This is a genomic window from Streptomyces sp. NPDC054770, assembly GCF_053611985.1.
Window position 1 is genome coordinate 1 of record NZ_JBSHBL010000029.1, and the last position, 15,569, is coordinate 15,569.

At 70.4% G+C, this 15,569-nt stretch carries 13 protein-coding genes; 9 read left to right on the top strand and 4 right to left on the bottom strand.

The features are described 5' to 3' along the window. Positions 1–195: 195 nt before the first annotated feature. From ACWGKQ_RS24365 to ACWGKQ_RS24375, 3 genes are all read left to right on the top strand, one after another. Complete coding sequence (locus ACWGKQ_RS24365) at positions 196–1,401, top strand: cytochrome P450 (protein WP_453294043.1); 1,206 nt, start codon at positions 196–198, stop codon at positions 1,399–1,401. A gap of 115 nt (positions 1,402–1,516) precedes the next feature. Continuing rightward, the gene (locus ACWGKQ_RS24370; protein WP_453294044.1) at positions 1,517–2,989 is read left to right on the top strand and encodes a FadR/GntR family transcriptional regulator; all 1,473 of its coding nucleotides are present in this window, start codon (positions 1,517–1,519) and stop codon (positions 2,987–2,989) included. 86 nt (positions 2,990–3,075) lie between these two features. Then, positions 3,076–3,264, top strand: a complete 189-nt coding sequence (locus ACWGKQ_RS24375) for a ferredoxin (RefSeq protein WP_453294045.1) — start codon at positions 3,076–3,078, stop codon at positions 3,262–3,264. 59 nt (positions 3,265–3,323) lie between these two features. Here the strand turns inward: ACWGKQ_RS24375 and ACWGKQ_RS24380 are convergent, their stop codons facing one another. Continuing rightward, on the bottom strand, positions 3,324–4,196 hold the full coding sequence (locus ACWGKQ_RS24380; protein WP_453294046.1) for a VOC family protein: 873 nt from the start codon (positions 4,194–4,196) through the stop codon (positions 3,324–3,326). A gap of 261 nt (positions 4,197–4,457) precedes the next feature. On the opposite strand from ACWGKQ_RS24380, the gene ACWGKQ_RS24385 reads away from it, so the two are divergent. Continuing rightward, positions 4,458–4,664, top strand: a complete 207-nt coding sequence (locus ACWGKQ_RS24385) for a carboxymuconolactone decarboxylase family protein (protein WP_453294047.1) — start codon at positions 4,458–4,460, stop codon at positions 4,662–4,664. An 86-nt stretch (positions 4,665–4,750) separates the two neighbouring features. Continuing rightward, positions 4,751–5,989, top strand: a complete 1,239-nt coding sequence (locus ACWGKQ_RS24390; RefSeq protein ID WP_453294048.1) for a cytochrome P450 — start codon at positions 4,751–4,753, stop codon at positions 5,987–5,989. Positions 5,990–6,153: 164 nt separating this feature from the next. Here the strand turns inward: ACWGKQ_RS24390 and ACWGKQ_RS24395 are convergent, their stop codons facing one another. From ACWGKQ_RS24395 to ACWGKQ_RS24405, 3 genes are all read right to left on the bottom strand, one after another. Further along, positions 6,154–7,611 carry an MFS transporter gene (locus tag ACWGKQ_RS24395; RefSeq protein WP_453294049.1) on the bottom strand — a complete coding sequence of 486 codons (1,458 nt, stop codon included), beginning with the start codon at positions 7,609–7,611 and terminating at the stop codon, positions 6,154–6,156. A gap of 314 nt (positions 7,612–7,925) precedes the next feature. Beyond that, on the bottom strand, positions 7,926–8,696 hold the full coding sequence (locus tag ACWGKQ_RS24400; protein WP_453294050.1) for an SDR family NAD(P)-dependent oxidoreductase: 771 nt from the start codon (positions 8,694–8,696) through the stop codon (positions 7,926–7,928). Continuing rightward, positions 8,693–10,234 carry an acyl-CoA synthetase gene (locus ACWGKQ_RS24405; RefSeq protein WP_453294051.1) on the bottom strand — a complete coding sequence of 514 codons (1,542 nt, stop codon included), beginning with the start codon at positions 10,232–10,234 and terminating at the stop codon, positions 8,693–8,695. Before ACWGKQ_RS24405 ends, ACWGKQ_RS24400 begins: the two co-directional genes overlap by 4 nt. A gap of 166 nt (positions 10,235–10,400) precedes the next feature. On the opposite strand from ACWGKQ_RS24405, the gene ACWGKQ_RS24410 reads away from it, so the two are divergent. The 4 genes from ACWGKQ_RS24410 (at position 10,401) to ACWGKQ_RS24425 (ending at position 15,513) form a co-directional block, all read left to right on the top strand. After that, the gene (locus ACWGKQ_RS24410) at positions 10,401–11,225 is read left to right on the top strand and encodes an enoyl-CoA hydratase/isomerase family protein (RefSeq protein WP_453294052.1); all 825 of its coding nucleotides are present in this window, start codon (positions 10,401–10,403) and stop codon (positions 11,223–11,225) included. Continuing rightward, complete coding sequence (locus ACWGKQ_RS24415; RefSeq protein WP_453294053.1) at positions 11,222–12,280, top strand: alcohol dehydrogenase catalytic domain-containing protein; 1,059 nt, start codon at positions 11,222–11,224, stop codon at positions 12,278–12,280. The genes ACWGKQ_RS24410 and ACWGKQ_RS24415 overlap by 4 nt, the downstream gene beginning before the upstream one ends. A 1-nt stretch (position 12,281) precedes the next feature. After that, entirely contained in the window at positions 12,282–13,436 is a 1,155-nt protein-coding gene (locus ACWGKQ_RS24420; protein WP_453294054.1) for an acyl-CoA dehydrogenase family protein, read from the top strand. A gap of 79 nt (positions 13,437–13,515) precedes the next feature. Beyond that, positions 13,516–15,513, top strand: coding sequence for an alpha-ketoacid dehydrogenase subunit alpha/beta (locus tag ACWGKQ_RS24425; RefSeq protein WP_453294055.1), 1,998 nt, complete (start codon positions 13,516–13,518; stop codon positions 15,511–15,513). Positions 15,514–15,569: the final 56 nt, after the last annotated feature.

Sequence of the window (15,569 nt, forward strand, 5' to 3'; positions counted from 1 at the left end):
CCCGCGGGGCTTTCTGTGGCCCCCCCCCCCCGCGCACCCCCCCGCGCGGCGGGGGGCGGCCCCCGCCCCCGCCCCCCGGGGGGGGGGGCGCGCTCACCCCCGGCCCCCCCCCCCCCCGGTGAAGTCACCCTACCCAAGCACCTATAAAAAAGTACACTCAATTCAGCGTAAGGGCTGTCTTGCAGAGGAGTCGCGATGACCACGACACTCGAACCCGACGGAACCCACGACGGTGTCGCCGCCTACCACTTCGACAACCGGCTCGGCGGCCCGGTGCTCAGCCATCAGAACCGCTGGGACGAGATGGCCGCCGCGCACTCGGGCTTCCGCAGCACCGTCGCCGGCGGCCACTGGGTCGTCACGGACGGCCCGGCGGTGCAGAAGGCGCTCCAGGACTGGCGCACCTTCTCCAACAAGTCGGTGACGGCGCTCGATCCGGATCCGACGTTCCTGTGGATCCCCGAAATGCTGGACCCGCCCGTGCACACCGTGTGGCGGCGGCTGCTGGGCCACTATTTCTCCCCGAAGACCGTCGCCGCCCGCGAGCCGGAGATCCGCCGGGTAGCGGGCGAGCTGATCGACGCGCTGAAAGAGCGCGACGGCGCCGACGTCCTCGACGAGTTCGCGCGCCGTTTCCCGACCCTGATCTTCATGCGCCTGATGGGGCTGCCCGAGGAGGATCTGCCCACCTTCCTGGACTGGGTGCACGAACTGCTGCACCTCTCCCACAGCGAGGATCCGGACGGCAGCAGGCGGCTGGCCGCCATGCGGGCGGTGTCGGCGTACTTCGAGGAGCAGATCGCGCTACGCCGTTCGACTCCGCGCGACGACCTGCTCTCCCACGCCATGACCTGGACCGTCGACGGCATACCGATCAGCGACCGGGACATGCACGCCTTCTGCGTCCTGCTCTTCCAGGCCGGCCTGGACACGGTCCCGATCTCCATCGGCTGGGCCCTGTACCACTTCGCGACGCATCCGGAGCAGCGCAGGGAGATCGTCGCCGACCCCTCGCTCATCGCCACCGGCGTGGAGGAGACCCTGCGGGTCTACTCCTTCGTCGTTCCGGCGCGGAAGGCGACGCGGGACGTCGAGGTCGGCGGCTGTCCGGTGCGGGCGGGCGAGATGGTGATGCTCCCGCTGGCGGTCACCAACCGCGATCCCGACCGGTTCGACAACCCGAGCGAAGTGGACCTGCGGCGCAAGGCCGTCAACCACATCGCGTTCGGCTCGGGTCCCCATCGCTGCCTGGGTTCGCACCTCGCCCGCCTCGAACTCAACGTGGCTGTGGAGGAGTGGCACCGCCGCATCCCCGACTACCGGATCGCGCGCGGTCAGGATCTCTGGCAGCACGGCAACATGTACGGCATCAAGTCGCTCCGCCTGGAGTGGCGTGGCTGAGCGGGCTTGCTGCGCGGCCACGAAATGAGGGCACTCCAATCGTGGCACCGTCCCGTCCCTCCGGCGCGGGGACCCATAGACTCGGGAGCCGCGAGAGCCACCGGAGGAGTGACCCATGGCGACTGCCGTCGATCGCGAGTTCGCCGACGGCGAGACCGGTACCGCGGTCGGCAAACTCGCCGCGCAGACCGCAGCGCGGATCGAGGCCACCGTGATCCGCCGGGGCTGGCCGGTCGGCGAGTCACTCGGCTCCGAAGCGGACCTGCGGGAAAGCCTGGGCGTGAGCCGCGCCGTGCTGCGCGAGGCCGTGCGGCTGGTCGAGCACCATCAGGTCGCGAGGATGCGGCGCGGCCCGGGCGGCGGCCTGATCGTCCGCGCCCCGGACGCCGGACCGGCGACCCGGGCCATGGTGATCTATCTCGAGTACGTCGGCACCAGCGTCACGGACCTGCTCCAGGCCCGCCGACTGCTGGAGCCCATCGCCGCGGGACTCGCGGCCGGGCGCCTCACCGAGGCCGGGATCGCCACCCTGCGCACGGCTCTCGACGACGAACTCGCCCACCTGGACGACCCGTCGGTCCACTCGCAGGAACCACTCCACCCGATGCTCGGCGAGTTGTCGGGCAATCCCGTGCTGCATCTGTTCATCGACGTCCTCACCCGCCTCACCGCCCGGTACGCGCACACCTCCCGTCGGCTCTCCGGGGCGGAGACGCGCGCGGCGAAGGAGTTCTCGCACCGGGAGCATCGCGCGGTCGTCGACGCCGTGATCGCCGACGACGGTGCCCGTGCCCAGACGGAACTCACCGCGCACCTGGAGTCGGTGACCGCCTGGATCGCGAAGCACCGTGTGCGCCGCGGCCGGCGCGTCGAGGGGAACGTCGTCGAACCCGAACCGGTCGAGGGCCCGAGAGCCAAGCTCGCGGAGGTCATCGCCGCCCGGATCCACGACGACATCGCCGCGCGGGGCCGGCAGATCGGGACGGTGCTCGGTTCGGAGGCGGACCTGTTGGCCAGGTACGGCGTCAGCAGGGCCGTGCTGCGCGAGTCCGTCCGACTCCTCGAATACCACTCGGTCGCCCGGATGCGCCGCGGCCCGGGCGGCGGGCTGATCGTCACGGAGCCCGAGCCCCGGGCCAGTGTCGACACGATGGCGCTCTTCCTCGAATACCAGGGCGTCACGGCCGACGACCTGCGGATCGTCCGCAACGCCATCGAACTCGGCATCGTCGCCACGGTGACCGCCCGGCACGCCGAGGGCGACACGGAGGTCGCCGAGCGCCTGTCGAGGGCCGTGCGGTGGACCACGGAGGGCCCGGCCGGAGAGCCCCGCAAGGCCGATCTCTTCCACTCCGAGCTTGCGGCCCTGGCCGGCAACCCGGTGCTGTCGCTCTTCCTCGACATCATCACCGAGCTGTTCCGCCGGCACGCGTCCGGCCACGACCGGCCCCTGCCCGGTGACACGGCCGCCGACGAGGTGCGCCACGTCCACCAGCGCATCCTCGACGCGATCGTGCAGGGGGACACCGGGGTGGCAAGGCACCGGATGCGCCGTCACCTGGACGCGCTCATGCCCTGGTGGCACTGATCCCGACGCACGTCCGAACCCGGTCCTTCGCCCGATAAATAAGTATCCTCAATAGTGAAGCAAGCCCGGTAGAACGGAGTAGCTGAGTGAAGATCACCATCGATGCGGCGCAGTGCTCCGGGCACGCGCGGTGCGCGGCGGCGGCGCCCGGACTCTTCCGTCTCGACGACGACGGTTATGCGCTGCCCTACGACGGAGACGTCCCCGAGGGCCTGGAAGAGGCCGCCCGGGACGGGGAGTCGGCCTGCCCGGAACGGGCGATCACCACAGGGTGACGCCGTGCACGCACGAGCCCCACGGCCTCGGGCCGTGGGGCTCGCGCATGCCCGGTCGCTCAGCCGGCCGGCTGCGGCGGCGGCGTGAAGTGGTGCCCCCAGAACGCGCCGTCGGTGATCTCGTAGACGGGGACGGGCTCCGGCACCTTCAGGCCGTTCCAGCCGAACTCGACGGCGTAGTTCTCCGGTGACCACACGTAGAACGACACCATGTGGTCGTTCGTGTGCTTGCCGAGGCTGTGCATCATCGGCACCTCGTAGGTGCCGGCCCGGTCCAGGGCGCGTCCGACGTCGTCCAGCGTCGCCGCCTCGACCATGAAGTGCAGCAGGCGCCCGGGGCCCGGCATCGGGGTGACGCCGAGGGTGTGGTGCCGGGGATTGCAGCCCATGAACCAGGTCGTGCCGCCCGGCGAGCGCATGGTGTTCCGCTCGATGAAACCGAGCACGTTGACGTAGAACTCGAACGTTGTCCGTGCGTCCTCGGCGGAGACGATCGCGTGCCCGAACCCCATGTCCCCGGTGACGAACTTCGACACCAGGGGGGTGTGCACGGGCACGTGGTCGAGGACGGTGCCGTAGAAGAGCTCGACCGGGTTGCCGCCGGGATCGTTGAACTTGACGAAGCCGGTGACCTTCCGGTCCGCCGCCTCGGCCTCGGTGCCGGGCGTCACCTTGATCCCGGCCTTCTCGACGTCCGCGACCAGGCGTTCGAACTCGCGCTCGTCCAGGACCTCGAAGCCGATCGCCGTCATTGCGGGCTGGGCGCCCGGGGAGACGACGATACGAGCCGGGTAGTCGTCCATCCGGAAGGACAGCGACTCGGAGCCGCCGCCCTCGACCGGCATGAGCCCGAGGAAGTCGGCTCCGAAAGCCTTCCACTTCTCGATGTCGTTGGACTCGAGCCTCAGGTACCCGAGCGAATGAACTCCCATCCGACTCTCTCCTTCACGCTGGCCAGTCCGGGGCGGCCAGGGCCCCGGTTCCTCCATGTGCGCGACGGTAGGCGCTTGGCTGGGCCCGCTGCCCGGGCCGTCCCACTGACCGGGAGAGTCGGGGGCGATGGACACCGGCCGAGTGCGACCGGGTCGGGGCTCGAAGGTCCGTCCGTTGTGCCATCCACGAGGCGTTTATTGTATCGACCGGCTATTCTATTTTTCGCTCGAGAACGCGAAGCCGCGCAACGGGAGCGAGTCATGACCGACAAGGGCGCCGAGGGAACCGACCTGCGCGACGGGCGCATCGGCGAGGACCTCGCCGGCATCGGCCTCACCGGTGTCCGGGGGCCGCTGTGGGCTCGCGAGGGACTGGCCCCGCGCGATCGGAGCCTGGGCACCCTGGGCATCCTCATCGCCCTGGGGGCGGAGAGCGAGCTGAAGACCCACGTCCCGCTGGAGGACTGACGTGGCCGACCGTCCGCGGGGCGGAACAGCCGCCGTCCCGCCCCCGATTTTCCCCCATCCCCCCACTTCCACCTGGAGGAAAGACCATGGCCGAGGCCGACATCAAACCCGCCCTCGACGAACGGATTTACGACTACCAGGACGACCGGGACGCCAAGTGCCCGTTCGCCCCGCCGCCCGGGCTGCGTGCCCTGAACGAGAAGGCTCCCGTGACCCGCGGCCGGATCTGGGACGGCAGCACCCCCTGGCTGGTCACGGGCCACGCCGCCCAGCGCGCGATACTCTCCGACCCACGGGTGAGCTCGGACGACAAACAGCCCGGATTCCCGCTGCCCAACCGGGCGATGGCCGAGAACGTCCAGCACTATCCGCTGACCATCTTCAACGCGGACGGCGCGGACCACAGCCGCATCCGCCGCATGATGACCCGGCCGTTCACCCGTCCTCGGATGGAGGCGCTGCGCCCGGAGATCCAGCGGTTCACCGACGAGCTGATCGACAGGATGCTGGCCGGTCCCAAGCCGGTGGACCTGGTGACCGCGCTGTCGCTGCCGCTGCCCTCGCTGATGATCTGCGCGCTGCTCGGAGTGCCGTACGACGACCATGAGTTCTTCCAGGAGAACGCCTCCTTCGCCACCCGCAGCGACAAGACCGCCGAGGACGACCGGCGGGCCAACGAGGCGCTCGGCGGATACCTGGCGGCGCTGCTCCAGACGAAGATGGAGAACCCCGGCGACGACGTGCTCTCGGACTTCGCCGCGCGGATCAAGGACGGCGACCTCACCCTTCCCGAGGCCACCCTGCTCTCGATGATCCTGCTGATCGCCGGGCACGAGACCAGCGCCAACATGATCACGCTGGGTACCGCCCTGCTGCTCGAAAACCCCGAGCAGCTGGCCCGGTTGCGGGAGACCGACGACACGAAGGCCGTCGCGGGCGCGGTCGAGGAGATCCTGCGCTATCTGACCGTCGCCCAGTTCGGGCAGCGGCGGATCGCCAAGGAGGACTTCGAGTTCGAGGGCGTGCGCATCGAGGCCGGCGACGGCATCGTCGTCCCGCTGCCCGCCGGGAACTGGGACCCGACGGCGTTCCCCGAGCCGGAGAAACTGGACCTCGACCGCAAGGCGAGCCACCACCACGCCTTCGGCTGGGGCATCCACCAGTGCCTCGGCCAGCAGCTCGCCCGGATCGAGCTCCAGGTCGTCTACGGCACCCTCTACCGCCGTGTCCCGACGCTGCGCCTCGCGGTCGACCGCGACGAACTCGCCTTCCGCCCCGCCGACTCGCTCGCCTTCGGCATCAGGGAACTGCCGGTCACCTGGTAGCCGAGGCTCCGTCAGGACGTACCCGCGCCACATGAGTTCGGGCCGCCGCACCGCGGGTTGGGGTGCGGCGGCCCGTGCAGGCCACGGTGCGGTCGAGGTCCTCCGCTCGTGCCGACCTCATGGTCCAGGGACGGGCATCCCGGCGTTCGCGCCGGGGGACGGGATCAGGTGGCCTGGCCGACCTCCGCGTCCTGGAGGCGTTCGGCCCTCGGCACCAGGGTGACGCACAGCCCGCCGAGGGCACAGCAGCCGACGACCAGCCACATCCCGTTGGTGAAACCCTTGTCGAGGTAGAACTGGGTGCCCTTCAGGACCATCCCGTGCTGTGCCATCACCACATAGGCCACCTGGGAGACGATGATCTGCGCCACCCCCTGAGCGAGGTTCTGCGCGCCGTTGGCCAGGGCCTGCTCCTCCGGGCTCACCACTTCGATGATCATGATGGGCACGACGGCGACGACGATGCCGGTGCCGAGTCCCGCGACCACGCCCCAGGAGATGATCTGGGCGGCGGTGTGGTGGACTTGCGTGCCGATGCCGTAGCCGAGGACGGCCAGTGCGGCGCCGATGGCCAGCAGGATCCGGCTGTCGGCGCGGCGGGCGAGCGTACCCGTCCCGACGGCACCCACGATGATCATGACGCTGATCGGGCTGGTGACGATGGCGTTGTGCGTTCCGGACCAGCCGAGGCCGTCGGAGACGTGCGGGATCTTCGGCATCAGCACCAGCAACTGGATCACCACGCCGACGGCGCTGAGCGAACCGGCCGCCACGGAGGTGGCGAGCAGCGCCGTCCACACGGTGCGGCGCCGCGTCATGGCCAGCGGGAACAGCGGCTCGGCGACCCGGCGTTCGACGAGCAGGAAGGCGATCAGCGCGACCACCGCACCCGCGACGAATCCGATGAACTCGCCGCTGCCCCAGCCCCAGTCCGCCCCCTCGCCCACGGCGTAGACGAGGAGGGTGACGCCGCCGCCGAGGAGGATTCCACCGGCCCAGTCCATCCGGCCGCCGCGCTCGCGGACGGGGCTCTCCGGAACGAGGAACGTCACCAGGAGCAGGCTCACGGCCGTGCTGATCGCCATGAACCACAGAACGCCCCGGAAACCGTGGTTGTCGAGCAGCCAGCCCGACAGGAAGGGTCCGCCGAAGGCGACGAGACCCACACCGCCGGCCATGATCCCGTTGGCCAGCCCGACCCAGCGGCGGGGGAAGACGTCACGGGTGATGGCGTAGCAGATCGGAGTGGCGGCCACGTAGATGCCCGCGATGCCGCGTCCGATCAGCAGCGTGCGGTAGTCGGTGGCGACGGCGGCGACCAGGTCTCCGACGAGGCCCAGTGCGGTGGCGACGACCAGGGCGCGCTTCTTGCCGAACAGGGCCGCCCCCTTGACCACGAAGGGGAGGAAGAAGGTCCCGCTCAGCAGGGTCATCAAGATGAACCAGGCGATGTGGGTGGTCCGGAAGTGGATCGCGACCGCGGCCTGGGTGACGCCCGACAGCGCGGCCACGAGGGACACCAGCTGCACGGCCCACAACAGGGCGACGACGATGAGCATGTTGCGCGGGGTCGAGCGGGATCTCTCGGACGTCTCGGGTGGCGTGATCTGCGTCTGGGACATGGAAGGGCCTTCCGTGGGTGAGCGGAGGTCCAGGGAGCGGCTTTGTTCCGGGCGGCGTGGGGGACGCCGGGAGCAGGATCGATCCCTGTGGATGGTGCCGTTCCGAGCGATCGCGGTCCGGGAGGACGGGAGGGGCTCGGCTATGGCGTTCGGTTCGCCGTGTCAGGCCGGACCGGCGGAGGGAACCGACCGGTCGGGGCCGACGCAGGCTTGTCGGCTCCTGTCGCCGCGGCGATGTGGCTGCCCGTAAAATAGACCCAACGGTCGGTACAATCAATGGTTTGGTCAGGAAAAGCAGGCTGGGGCGGTGGCCGCTACCAGGCCGTCCAGCCTCCGTCGACGGTGACCGTGGTGCCGGTCATGAAGCGGGACGCGTCCGAGGCGAGGAAGACCGCGGCGCCGCCCAGCTCGTCGGCTTCGCCGACCCGGCCCAGAGGGGTTCCGCGGACGATCCGTTCGCCCCAGCGGCTGTCGAGCAGGCCGGAGCTGAGATCGGTGCGGAAGTAGCCCGGCGCGAGGGTGTTGACGCGCACTCCGTGCTCGGCCCATTCGACGGCGAGCGCCTTGGTGAGCGCCTCGACGCCGCCCTTGCTCGCGGCGTACGCGGCGATCCGCTCGAAACCGGTGCCGGCGTGCACCGAGGAGACGTTGACGATCGACCCGGAGCCCTGCGCCAGCATCACCTTCCCGGCTTCGCGGCAGCAGTAGAAGGTGCCCGCCAGGTTCACGTCGAGGACCTGCTGCCAGTCCCCGTCGGTGACGTACTCACTGCGGGTGAAGTGCGGACTGATGCCCGCGCAGTTGACCAGGACGTCGAGCCGGCCCGCCCACTCGGTGACACGCTCGACGGCCGTCCGTACGGCGGCCGAGTCGGAGACGGAGGCGGGCACAGCCAGTACCTTGCCGCCGTGGCCCGACAGTTCGCCGGCGAGCTGCTCCAGATCGGCCGCCGTCCGTGCCGTCACGGCCAGGGTGGCCCCCGCCTGGTGGAGAGCCACCGCCATGGCGCGGCCGAGGCCCTTTCCGGCTCCGGTGACCCATACGGTCTTGCCGTCCAGGCGCAGTCGGGTGTTCACGTCGGTCATGCCTGCTCCTCTGCGGGGATGTCGCGCAGGGTCCGCTTGAGGACTTTGCCGGAGGGGGTGCGGGGGAGCGCGTCGACGACGTCGAAGCGGGTGGGCACCTTGAACTTGGCCAGGCGGGCCCGGCAGAACTCGCTCAGTTCCTCCGGCCCGGCCGTGGTGCCGGGCCGGAAGACGACGAAGGCGCGGGGGACTTCACCCCAGCGGGGGTGGGTGAGGCCGACCACGGCGGCCTCCAGGACGGCGGGGTGCTCGTACAGGACCCGCTCGACCTCGGGTGTGGCGATGTTCTCCCCGCCGGAGACGATCATGTCTTTCTTCCGGTCGTCTATATAGAGGAAGCCGTCCTCGTCGACGTGCCCGATGTCACCGGTGTGGAACCAGCCGTCCTTCAGGGCGGCGGCGGTGGCCCGCTCGTCGCGCCAGTAGCCGGCGAAGACCTTCGGGCCGCGCAGGGTGATCTCGCCGAGCTCGCCCGTGGGGGCTTCCTCGCCGGAGTCGCCGACGATGCGGATCCGGGTGTGGGGCACGGGGCGGCCGACGGATCCGAGCTTGGTCAGGGAGTGCTCACGGTCGAGGAAGGTGTCACCGGAGACGGTCTCGGTCAGGCCGTAGGCGTCGGCGAACCAGGCGTTGGGGAAGGCGGTCATGGTCCGGCGCAGCACCGGTTCGGGGGTCTTCTCGCCACCGCCCAGCACGAAACGCACGGACGCGGTGTCGTACGTCTCGCGGTCCGGGACCTCCAGGACGGCGTTGACCATGGCCGGCGCCAGCCAGACGTTGGTGACCTGGTGTTCCTGGATCGCGCGCAGCACGCCCTCCGGGTCGAACCTGCGTTGCAGGACGACCGAGCCGCCCGCGTACAGCACCCCGAGGGCGGGCATGTCCAGCCCCCCGACGTGGTAGAGCGGGCCGCAGACCAGCGTGGTGTCCGCCGCGGTCAGCCCGAAGTGCACGATGTGGGCGAGGTTCTTGGCCTGCACGTTCCCGTAGGTGATGCACACGCCTTTGGGCCGTGAGGTGGTGCCGGAGGTGTACATCAGACGCTGCAGGTCGCCCGGGACCACGTCCACCGGCTCCACCCGGGCGCCCTTGTGGCGGGCCAGCAGCTCCTCGTAACCCGTCCACGGCGGCTGGGTGTCGGGATCGGCGTCGAGCTGGATCCGGTGCTCCAGGTGGCTCAGCCCCGGGTCGATCCGGGCCATGGCGGGGACGAACTCCGGCTCGGTCACGATCACCTTGGCGCGGGCGTGGTCGAGGATGTACTGCCATTCGTCTTCGGACAGCCGGTAGTTCAGCGGCAGGAAAACCGCCCCGATCCGGTTGACGGCATACACCAGCTCAAGGAACTCCGGCCGGTTGTAGAGCAGCAGCCCCACGATGTCGCCCCGGCCCACGCCGAGTTCGGACAGGCCCGCGGCCAGCTGATTGACCCGTTCATGCAGCTCGCGCACGGTCAGGCGCCGTTCGTCCTGTACGACGGTCACGGCGTCGGGCCGCTGGGTCACGTGGTAGTCGAGGATGCTCGCGAAATTGTGCACGGCGACTCTCTCGTTCGGCGACCGGCATTGTCCCGACCGGTCGGTTGCCCACTGAAAAGTTTTCGTGTACTCATTGGTCTATAAAACCGTAGCCGCACTTTACGGCGCTCCGCAGCCACCGACAACCGCCGTGCGGAGCGATTTCCCGCCGAGGAGGAGGGTCTCTGTGCCACGTATTCGATGGGAGGCCGACGGGCCGGTCGTGGTCCTCCGGCTGACAAACCCACCGATGAACGCCTTCGACTCGGAGCAGCGGCGCGAGCTGGCGGCCGCGGTGCGCGAGCTGGCCGACTCCCGTGACGTCCGGGTCGTCGTGCTCTACGGCGGTGAGCGGCTGTTCGCGGCCGGTGCCGACATCCAGGCACTGGCCGCGATGGGACCCGAGGAGATACGGAGCTGGAACCGGGCCCTGCAACGGACTTTCGACGAGGCCGCCCGGCTGCCGATGCCGGTCGTCGCGGGGATCACCGGCTACGCGCTCGGCGGCGGCCTCGAACTGGCGCTGTGCGCTGACTACCGGGTGGCGGCCAGGGACGCCCTGCTCGGTCAGCCGGAGGTGCAGCTCGGCATCATGCCGGGCTCCGGCGGCACCCAGCGACTGACCCGCCTGCTCGGCCCGGCACGGGCGAAGAACCTGCTGATGACCGGCCGCCGGGTGGGTGCCGAGGAGGCGCTGCGGATCGGCCTGGTGGACGAGGTGGTCCCGGCCGACGAGGTACTCGCCGCCGCCCTCGGCTACGCGAAGCGGCTCGCCGAGGGGCCCGCCGCGGCGCTGGAAGCGATCAAGGAGGCGGTGGACCACGGCGCCGACGCCGGCGTGTCCACCGGACTCGCCCTGGAGCGGTCCCTGTTCACAGGGGTCTTCGGCACCGCCGACGCGGCCACCGGACTGCGCTCCTTCCTCGAACACGGCCCGGGAAAGGCGACGTTCGGAGGTCCTGGACGGGACGGCGGCGAGACGGACGACGACACGGAGGGACGTGGGGCGTGAAGGCACTGCGCTGGCACGGTGCACGGGACCTGCGGCTGGACGAGGTACCCGACCCATCGCGACCGGGACCGCACGAAGCGGTCGTGGAGGTCTCCTGGTGCGGTGTGTGCGGCACCGATCTGCATGAGTTCCTCGAAGGCCCGCACATGATCCGCACGGGCCCGCACCCCCTCACCGGAGCGGAGCCGCCCCTGGCGCTGGGACACGAGTTCAGCGGAACCGTCCTCGCGCTGGGCACCGAGGTGCCCGGCATCGAGGTCGGGGACCGGGTGACCGCCGATCCCGTCTGGCGATGCGGCGTGTGCTACTGGTGCCTGCGCGGTGAGTACCACATCTGCCCCAAGAGCGGCTCCGTGGGACTCGCCTCCGCCGGCGCGTTCGCCGAGCGCGTCACCGTGCCCCTTGCGGGGCTGGTCCGGCTGCCCGACAACGTCACCGACGAGATGGCCGCGCTCGCCGAACCACTGGCGGTCGGACTGCACGCGGTGACCCGGGCCGGAGTGCGACCGGGCGACAACGTACTGGTGGTCGGCGGCGGCCCGATCGGCTTCGCGGTCGTGCTCGCCGCGCGTCTCGCGGGAGCGGCCGGCCTGTATGTGAGCGAGCCGCTGAAGGAGCGCAGGGAAAGGCTCCTGGAGATCGGTGTCACGGAGGCGTTCGACCCGGGGGAGACGGACGTACGCCGCGAGGTGTTCCTGCGCACCGGCCGTATCGGCCCGGACGTGGTGATCGACGCCACGGGTGTGGCGGCGCTCGCGGGACAGGCGGTCGCCACCGTCCGGCGCGGCGGCCGGGTCGTCCTCGCGGGGGTGGGCCACGGCAACGTCCAGGTCGACATGGGCCAACTGGTCTTCTACGAGCGGGCCGTGCTGGGAACGCTCGGCTACAACTTCGACATCCCCCGCGTCATCGACCTGATGAGCACCGGGCGCCTGGACGCATCGCCGCTGCTCACCGGCAGGTTCTCGCTGGCACAGGGCATCGGGGTCTTCGGGGACCTGGCCGCGGACCGGGCCCGTCATCTCAAGGTTCTGCTGACTCCCAAGGGGCTGTGACATGGATTTCGACCTGCCGGAAGAGACACGCGCGCTGCAGGACATGGTCCGCGAGTTCGCGGCCCGAGAGATCACGCCGCACGCTGCCGAGTGGTCCGAGAACGAGGAGTTCCCGACCCACATCTTCACCAAACTGGGCGAGCTCGGCCTGATGGGCATGCTGGTGCCCGAGGAGTACGACGGCGCCGGATCGGACCTCGTGTCCTACGTGGCGGTGATGGAGGAACTGGGCGCCGCCGACCAGTCCGTCGCCTCCTCCTGGAACGCCCACTCCACGATCGCCACCCTGCCGCTGCTCGCCTACGGCACCCAGGAGCAGAAGCACCGCTGGCTGGCTCCGCTGGCCCGCGGCGAGGCCATCGGAGCGTTCGGTCTGACCGAGCCCGGGGCCGGCTCCGACGCGGCCGGCATCGGCACCACCGCCCGCCGTGCGGACGGGGGCTGGGTGATCAACGGCACCAAGATGTTCATCACCAACGCCGGCACCGACATCAGCCAGGGCGTGACCCTGCTCGCGGTGACCGGACGCGACGACGGGGGTCGCAAGCGGTTCGCTACCTTCTACGTGCCGACGGACACGCCCGGTTACACCGTCGGCCGCAAACTGAAGAAGCTCGGCTGGCACGCGATGGACACCCGGGAACTCGTCTTCACCGACTGCTTCATCCCCGAGGACCATCTCATCGGCGAGGAAGGCGGGGGACTGCGCCAGTTCCTGTCCGTCCTGGACAAGGGCCGCATCAGCGTGGCGGCACTGGGCATGTCGCTGGCGAAGGCGGCGCTCGCCCTCGCGGTCCAGCACGCCAAGGAGCGCGAGCAGTTCGGCCGTCCGCTGGCCGCCTTCCAGGCGGTGGCCCACAAGATCGCCGATCTGGGCACGGAGTTCGAGGCCGCCCGCTGCATGGTCTACCGCGCCGCCTGGCTCGCCGATCAGGGGCGTCCGCACGCCACCGAGGCCGCGATGGCGAAGCTGTACGCCTCCGAGGTGGCCAACCGCGCGGCCTCTCAGGCGGTACAGATCCACGGCGGCTACGGCTACATGCGGGAGTCGGAGATCTCCCGCTTCTACGCGGACGCCAAGATCCTCGAGATCGGCGAGGGCACCAACGAGATCCAGCGCAACGTCATCGCCAGGGCACTGGTCGAGCGGGCGTGAGATCCGGGTGGCTCCGGCCCCGCCGTGCGGGGCCGGGCACCAGCTCCACAAGGGGACGCAGGAGTAGTGAGGACGCACCATGACCCTGGCACCGCAGATGACCGGAGTGAAATCCACCCACGCGGAACAACTCCTTGAGATGTACCGGCGGATGAGCCGCATCCGCCGGTTCGAGCAGCGGGCGTCGGACCTGTACAAGGCCACCGAGATCCCGGGCTTCCTGCATCTGTCGATCGGACAGGAGGCCAGCGCGGTCGGTGCCTGCTGGCCCCTTCGCGACAGCGACGGCATCACCTCCACCCACCGGGGCCACGGTCATGTGCTGGCCAAGGGGCTGGACACGGCGTCGATGATGGCCGAGCTGATGGGCAAGGAGGCGGGCACCTGCCACGGCCGAGGCGGCTCCATGCACATCGCCGACCCGGGCCTCGGCATCTACGGCGCCAACGGCATCGTCGGCGCGGGCCTGCCCATCGCCACCGGAGTGGCCACCGCCGCCAAGCTGCGCGACGCGGGGGACGTGGTGGTGGCGTTCTTCGGGGACGGCGCGGTCGCGCAGGGCATGTTCCACGAGGCGGTCAACCTCGCCGCCGTCTGGGACCTGCCGGTCGTCTTCCTGTGCGAGAACAACCACTACTCGGAGTTCTCGCCCGCCGCCGAGCAGCACCGGGCGCCGCTCTCGGCCCGCGCCGCCGGATACGGGATCGGCTACGCCCGGGTCGACGGGAACGACGTCCTGGCGGTGGCCGGGATCATGACCGACGTGGTGGAGCGGATCAGGCAGGGCGGCGGCCCGGTCCTGGTGGAGGCGGAGACCTACCGCTGGCACGGCCACTACGAGGGTGACCCGCAGCGCTACCGCAGCCCGGAGGAGGTCGCCGAGGCCAAGGAGCGCGACCCCCTGCTCGTGGCCCGTCGGCATCTGGCGGCGGCCGGGGTGGACGCCTCTCAGGCCGACGCGGTGGACGAGGAGATCGACAAGGAGATCGACGCGGCGGTGGACTGGGCGAGGAGCCTGCCCGAGCCCGCCCCGGAGACCCTCCACGACTTCGTCTCCGCCCCGCGTGCCGTCGTACCCGAGCCGGCCCCGCTGTCGGGCGAGGCGGAGATCTTCCGTTCCATGGATGCCGTACGGCTCGCCCTGGAGCATGAACTCGCCGCGGATTCCTCGGTGTTCGTGGCCGGGATCGACGTCGGAGCCGGCGGCAACGTCTTCGGCCTGACCCGAGGTCTGGCGCAGGCGTTCCCCGGCAGGGTGCGTGACACCCCGATCAGCGAGAGCGCGATCCTCGGTACGGCGGTGGGTGCCGCCATGGCCGGGATGAAGCCGGTCGTGGAGATCATGTACATGGACTTCATCGGTGTCTGCCTCGACATGCTGCTCAACCAGGCGGCGAAGCTGCGTTTCATGACCGGCGGCCGTGCTTCCATGCCGCTCGTCGTCCGCACCCAGTTCGGCGCCGGCCGCTCCTCGGGCAGCCAGCACTCGCAGAGCCTGGAGGCGCTGCTCGCGCACATCCCCGGACTGACCGTGGTGATGCCTGCCAACCCCGCCGACACCTACGGGATGTTGAGGGCCGCGATCCAGGACCCCAATCCGGTCGTCTTCGTCGAGAACCGGCTGCAGTACGGCCTCAAGGGACCACGGCCTCCGGCCGATCACCTGATCCCGCTCGGCAGGGCGAAGGTGGTGCGCGAGGGCACCGACATCACGCTCGTCTCCTGGTCCCGGATGGTTCAGGACTGTCTCGCCGCCGCCGAGCTGCTCAGCGGCGAGGGCGTCAGCGTCGAGGTCGTCGACCTGCGCACGGTGGCCCCGCTCGACCGTGAGACCGTCCTCGCCTCCCTGGCCAAGACGAACCGTCTGGTGATCGCCCACGAGGCGGTGCGGGACTTCGGGGTCGGCGCCGAACTGGCCGCGCTCGCCGTCGACGAGGGCTTCTGGCATCTGGACGCACCGGTCACGCGCGTGGCGCCGCCCCCGGTGCCCGCCCCGTACGCGCCCTCCCTGGAGCGTGCGTGGCTGCCCTCACAGGACACCATCGCCGAGACCCTGCGCCGTATCGCCGCGGTCTGAATCCGGAATGGACCGGGTGATCCAAAGCCCTTTCTCACCCGGCCCGCTCCCCGGCC

Excerpts from the sequence above, each read along its gene's own strand:
- ACWGKQ_RS24365 (WP_453294043.1), top strand. The coding sequence starts at position 196 with ATGACCACGACACTCGAACCCGACGGAACCCACGACGGTGTCGCCGCC.
- ACWGKQ_RS24370 (WP_453294044.1), top strand. The coding sequence starts at position 1,517 with ATGGCGACTGCCGTCGATCGCGAGTTCGCCGACGGCGAGACCGGTACC.
- ACWGKQ_RS24380 (WP_453294046.1), bottom strand. The coding sequence starts at position 4,196 with ATGGGAGTTCATTCGCTCGGGTACCTGAGGCTCGAGTCCAACGACATC.
- ACWGKQ_RS24385 (WP_453294047.1), top strand. The coding sequence starts at position 4,458 with ATGACCGACAAGGGCGCCGAGGGAACCGACCTGCGCGACGGGCGCATC.
- ACWGKQ_RS24390 (WP_453294048.1), top strand. The coding sequence starts at position 4,751 with ATGGCCGAGGCCGACATCAAACCCGCCCTCGACGAACGGATTTACGAC.
- ACWGKQ_RS24395 (WP_453294049.1), bottom strand. The coding sequence starts at position 7,611 with ATGTCCCAGACGCAGATCACGCCACCCGAGACGTCCGAGAGATCCCGC.
- ACWGKQ_RS24400 (WP_453294050.1), bottom strand. The coding sequence starts at position 8,696 with ATGACCGACGTGAACACCCGACTGCGCCTGGACGGCAAGACCGTATGG.
- ACWGKQ_RS24420 (WP_453294054.1), top strand. The coding sequence starts at position 12,282 with ATGGATTTCGACCTGCCGGAAGAGACACGCGCGCTGCAGGACATGGTC.
- ACWGKQ_RS24425 (WP_453294055.1), top strand. The coding sequence starts at position 13,516 with ATGACCCTGGCACCGCAGATGACCGGAGTGAAATCCACCCACGCGGAA.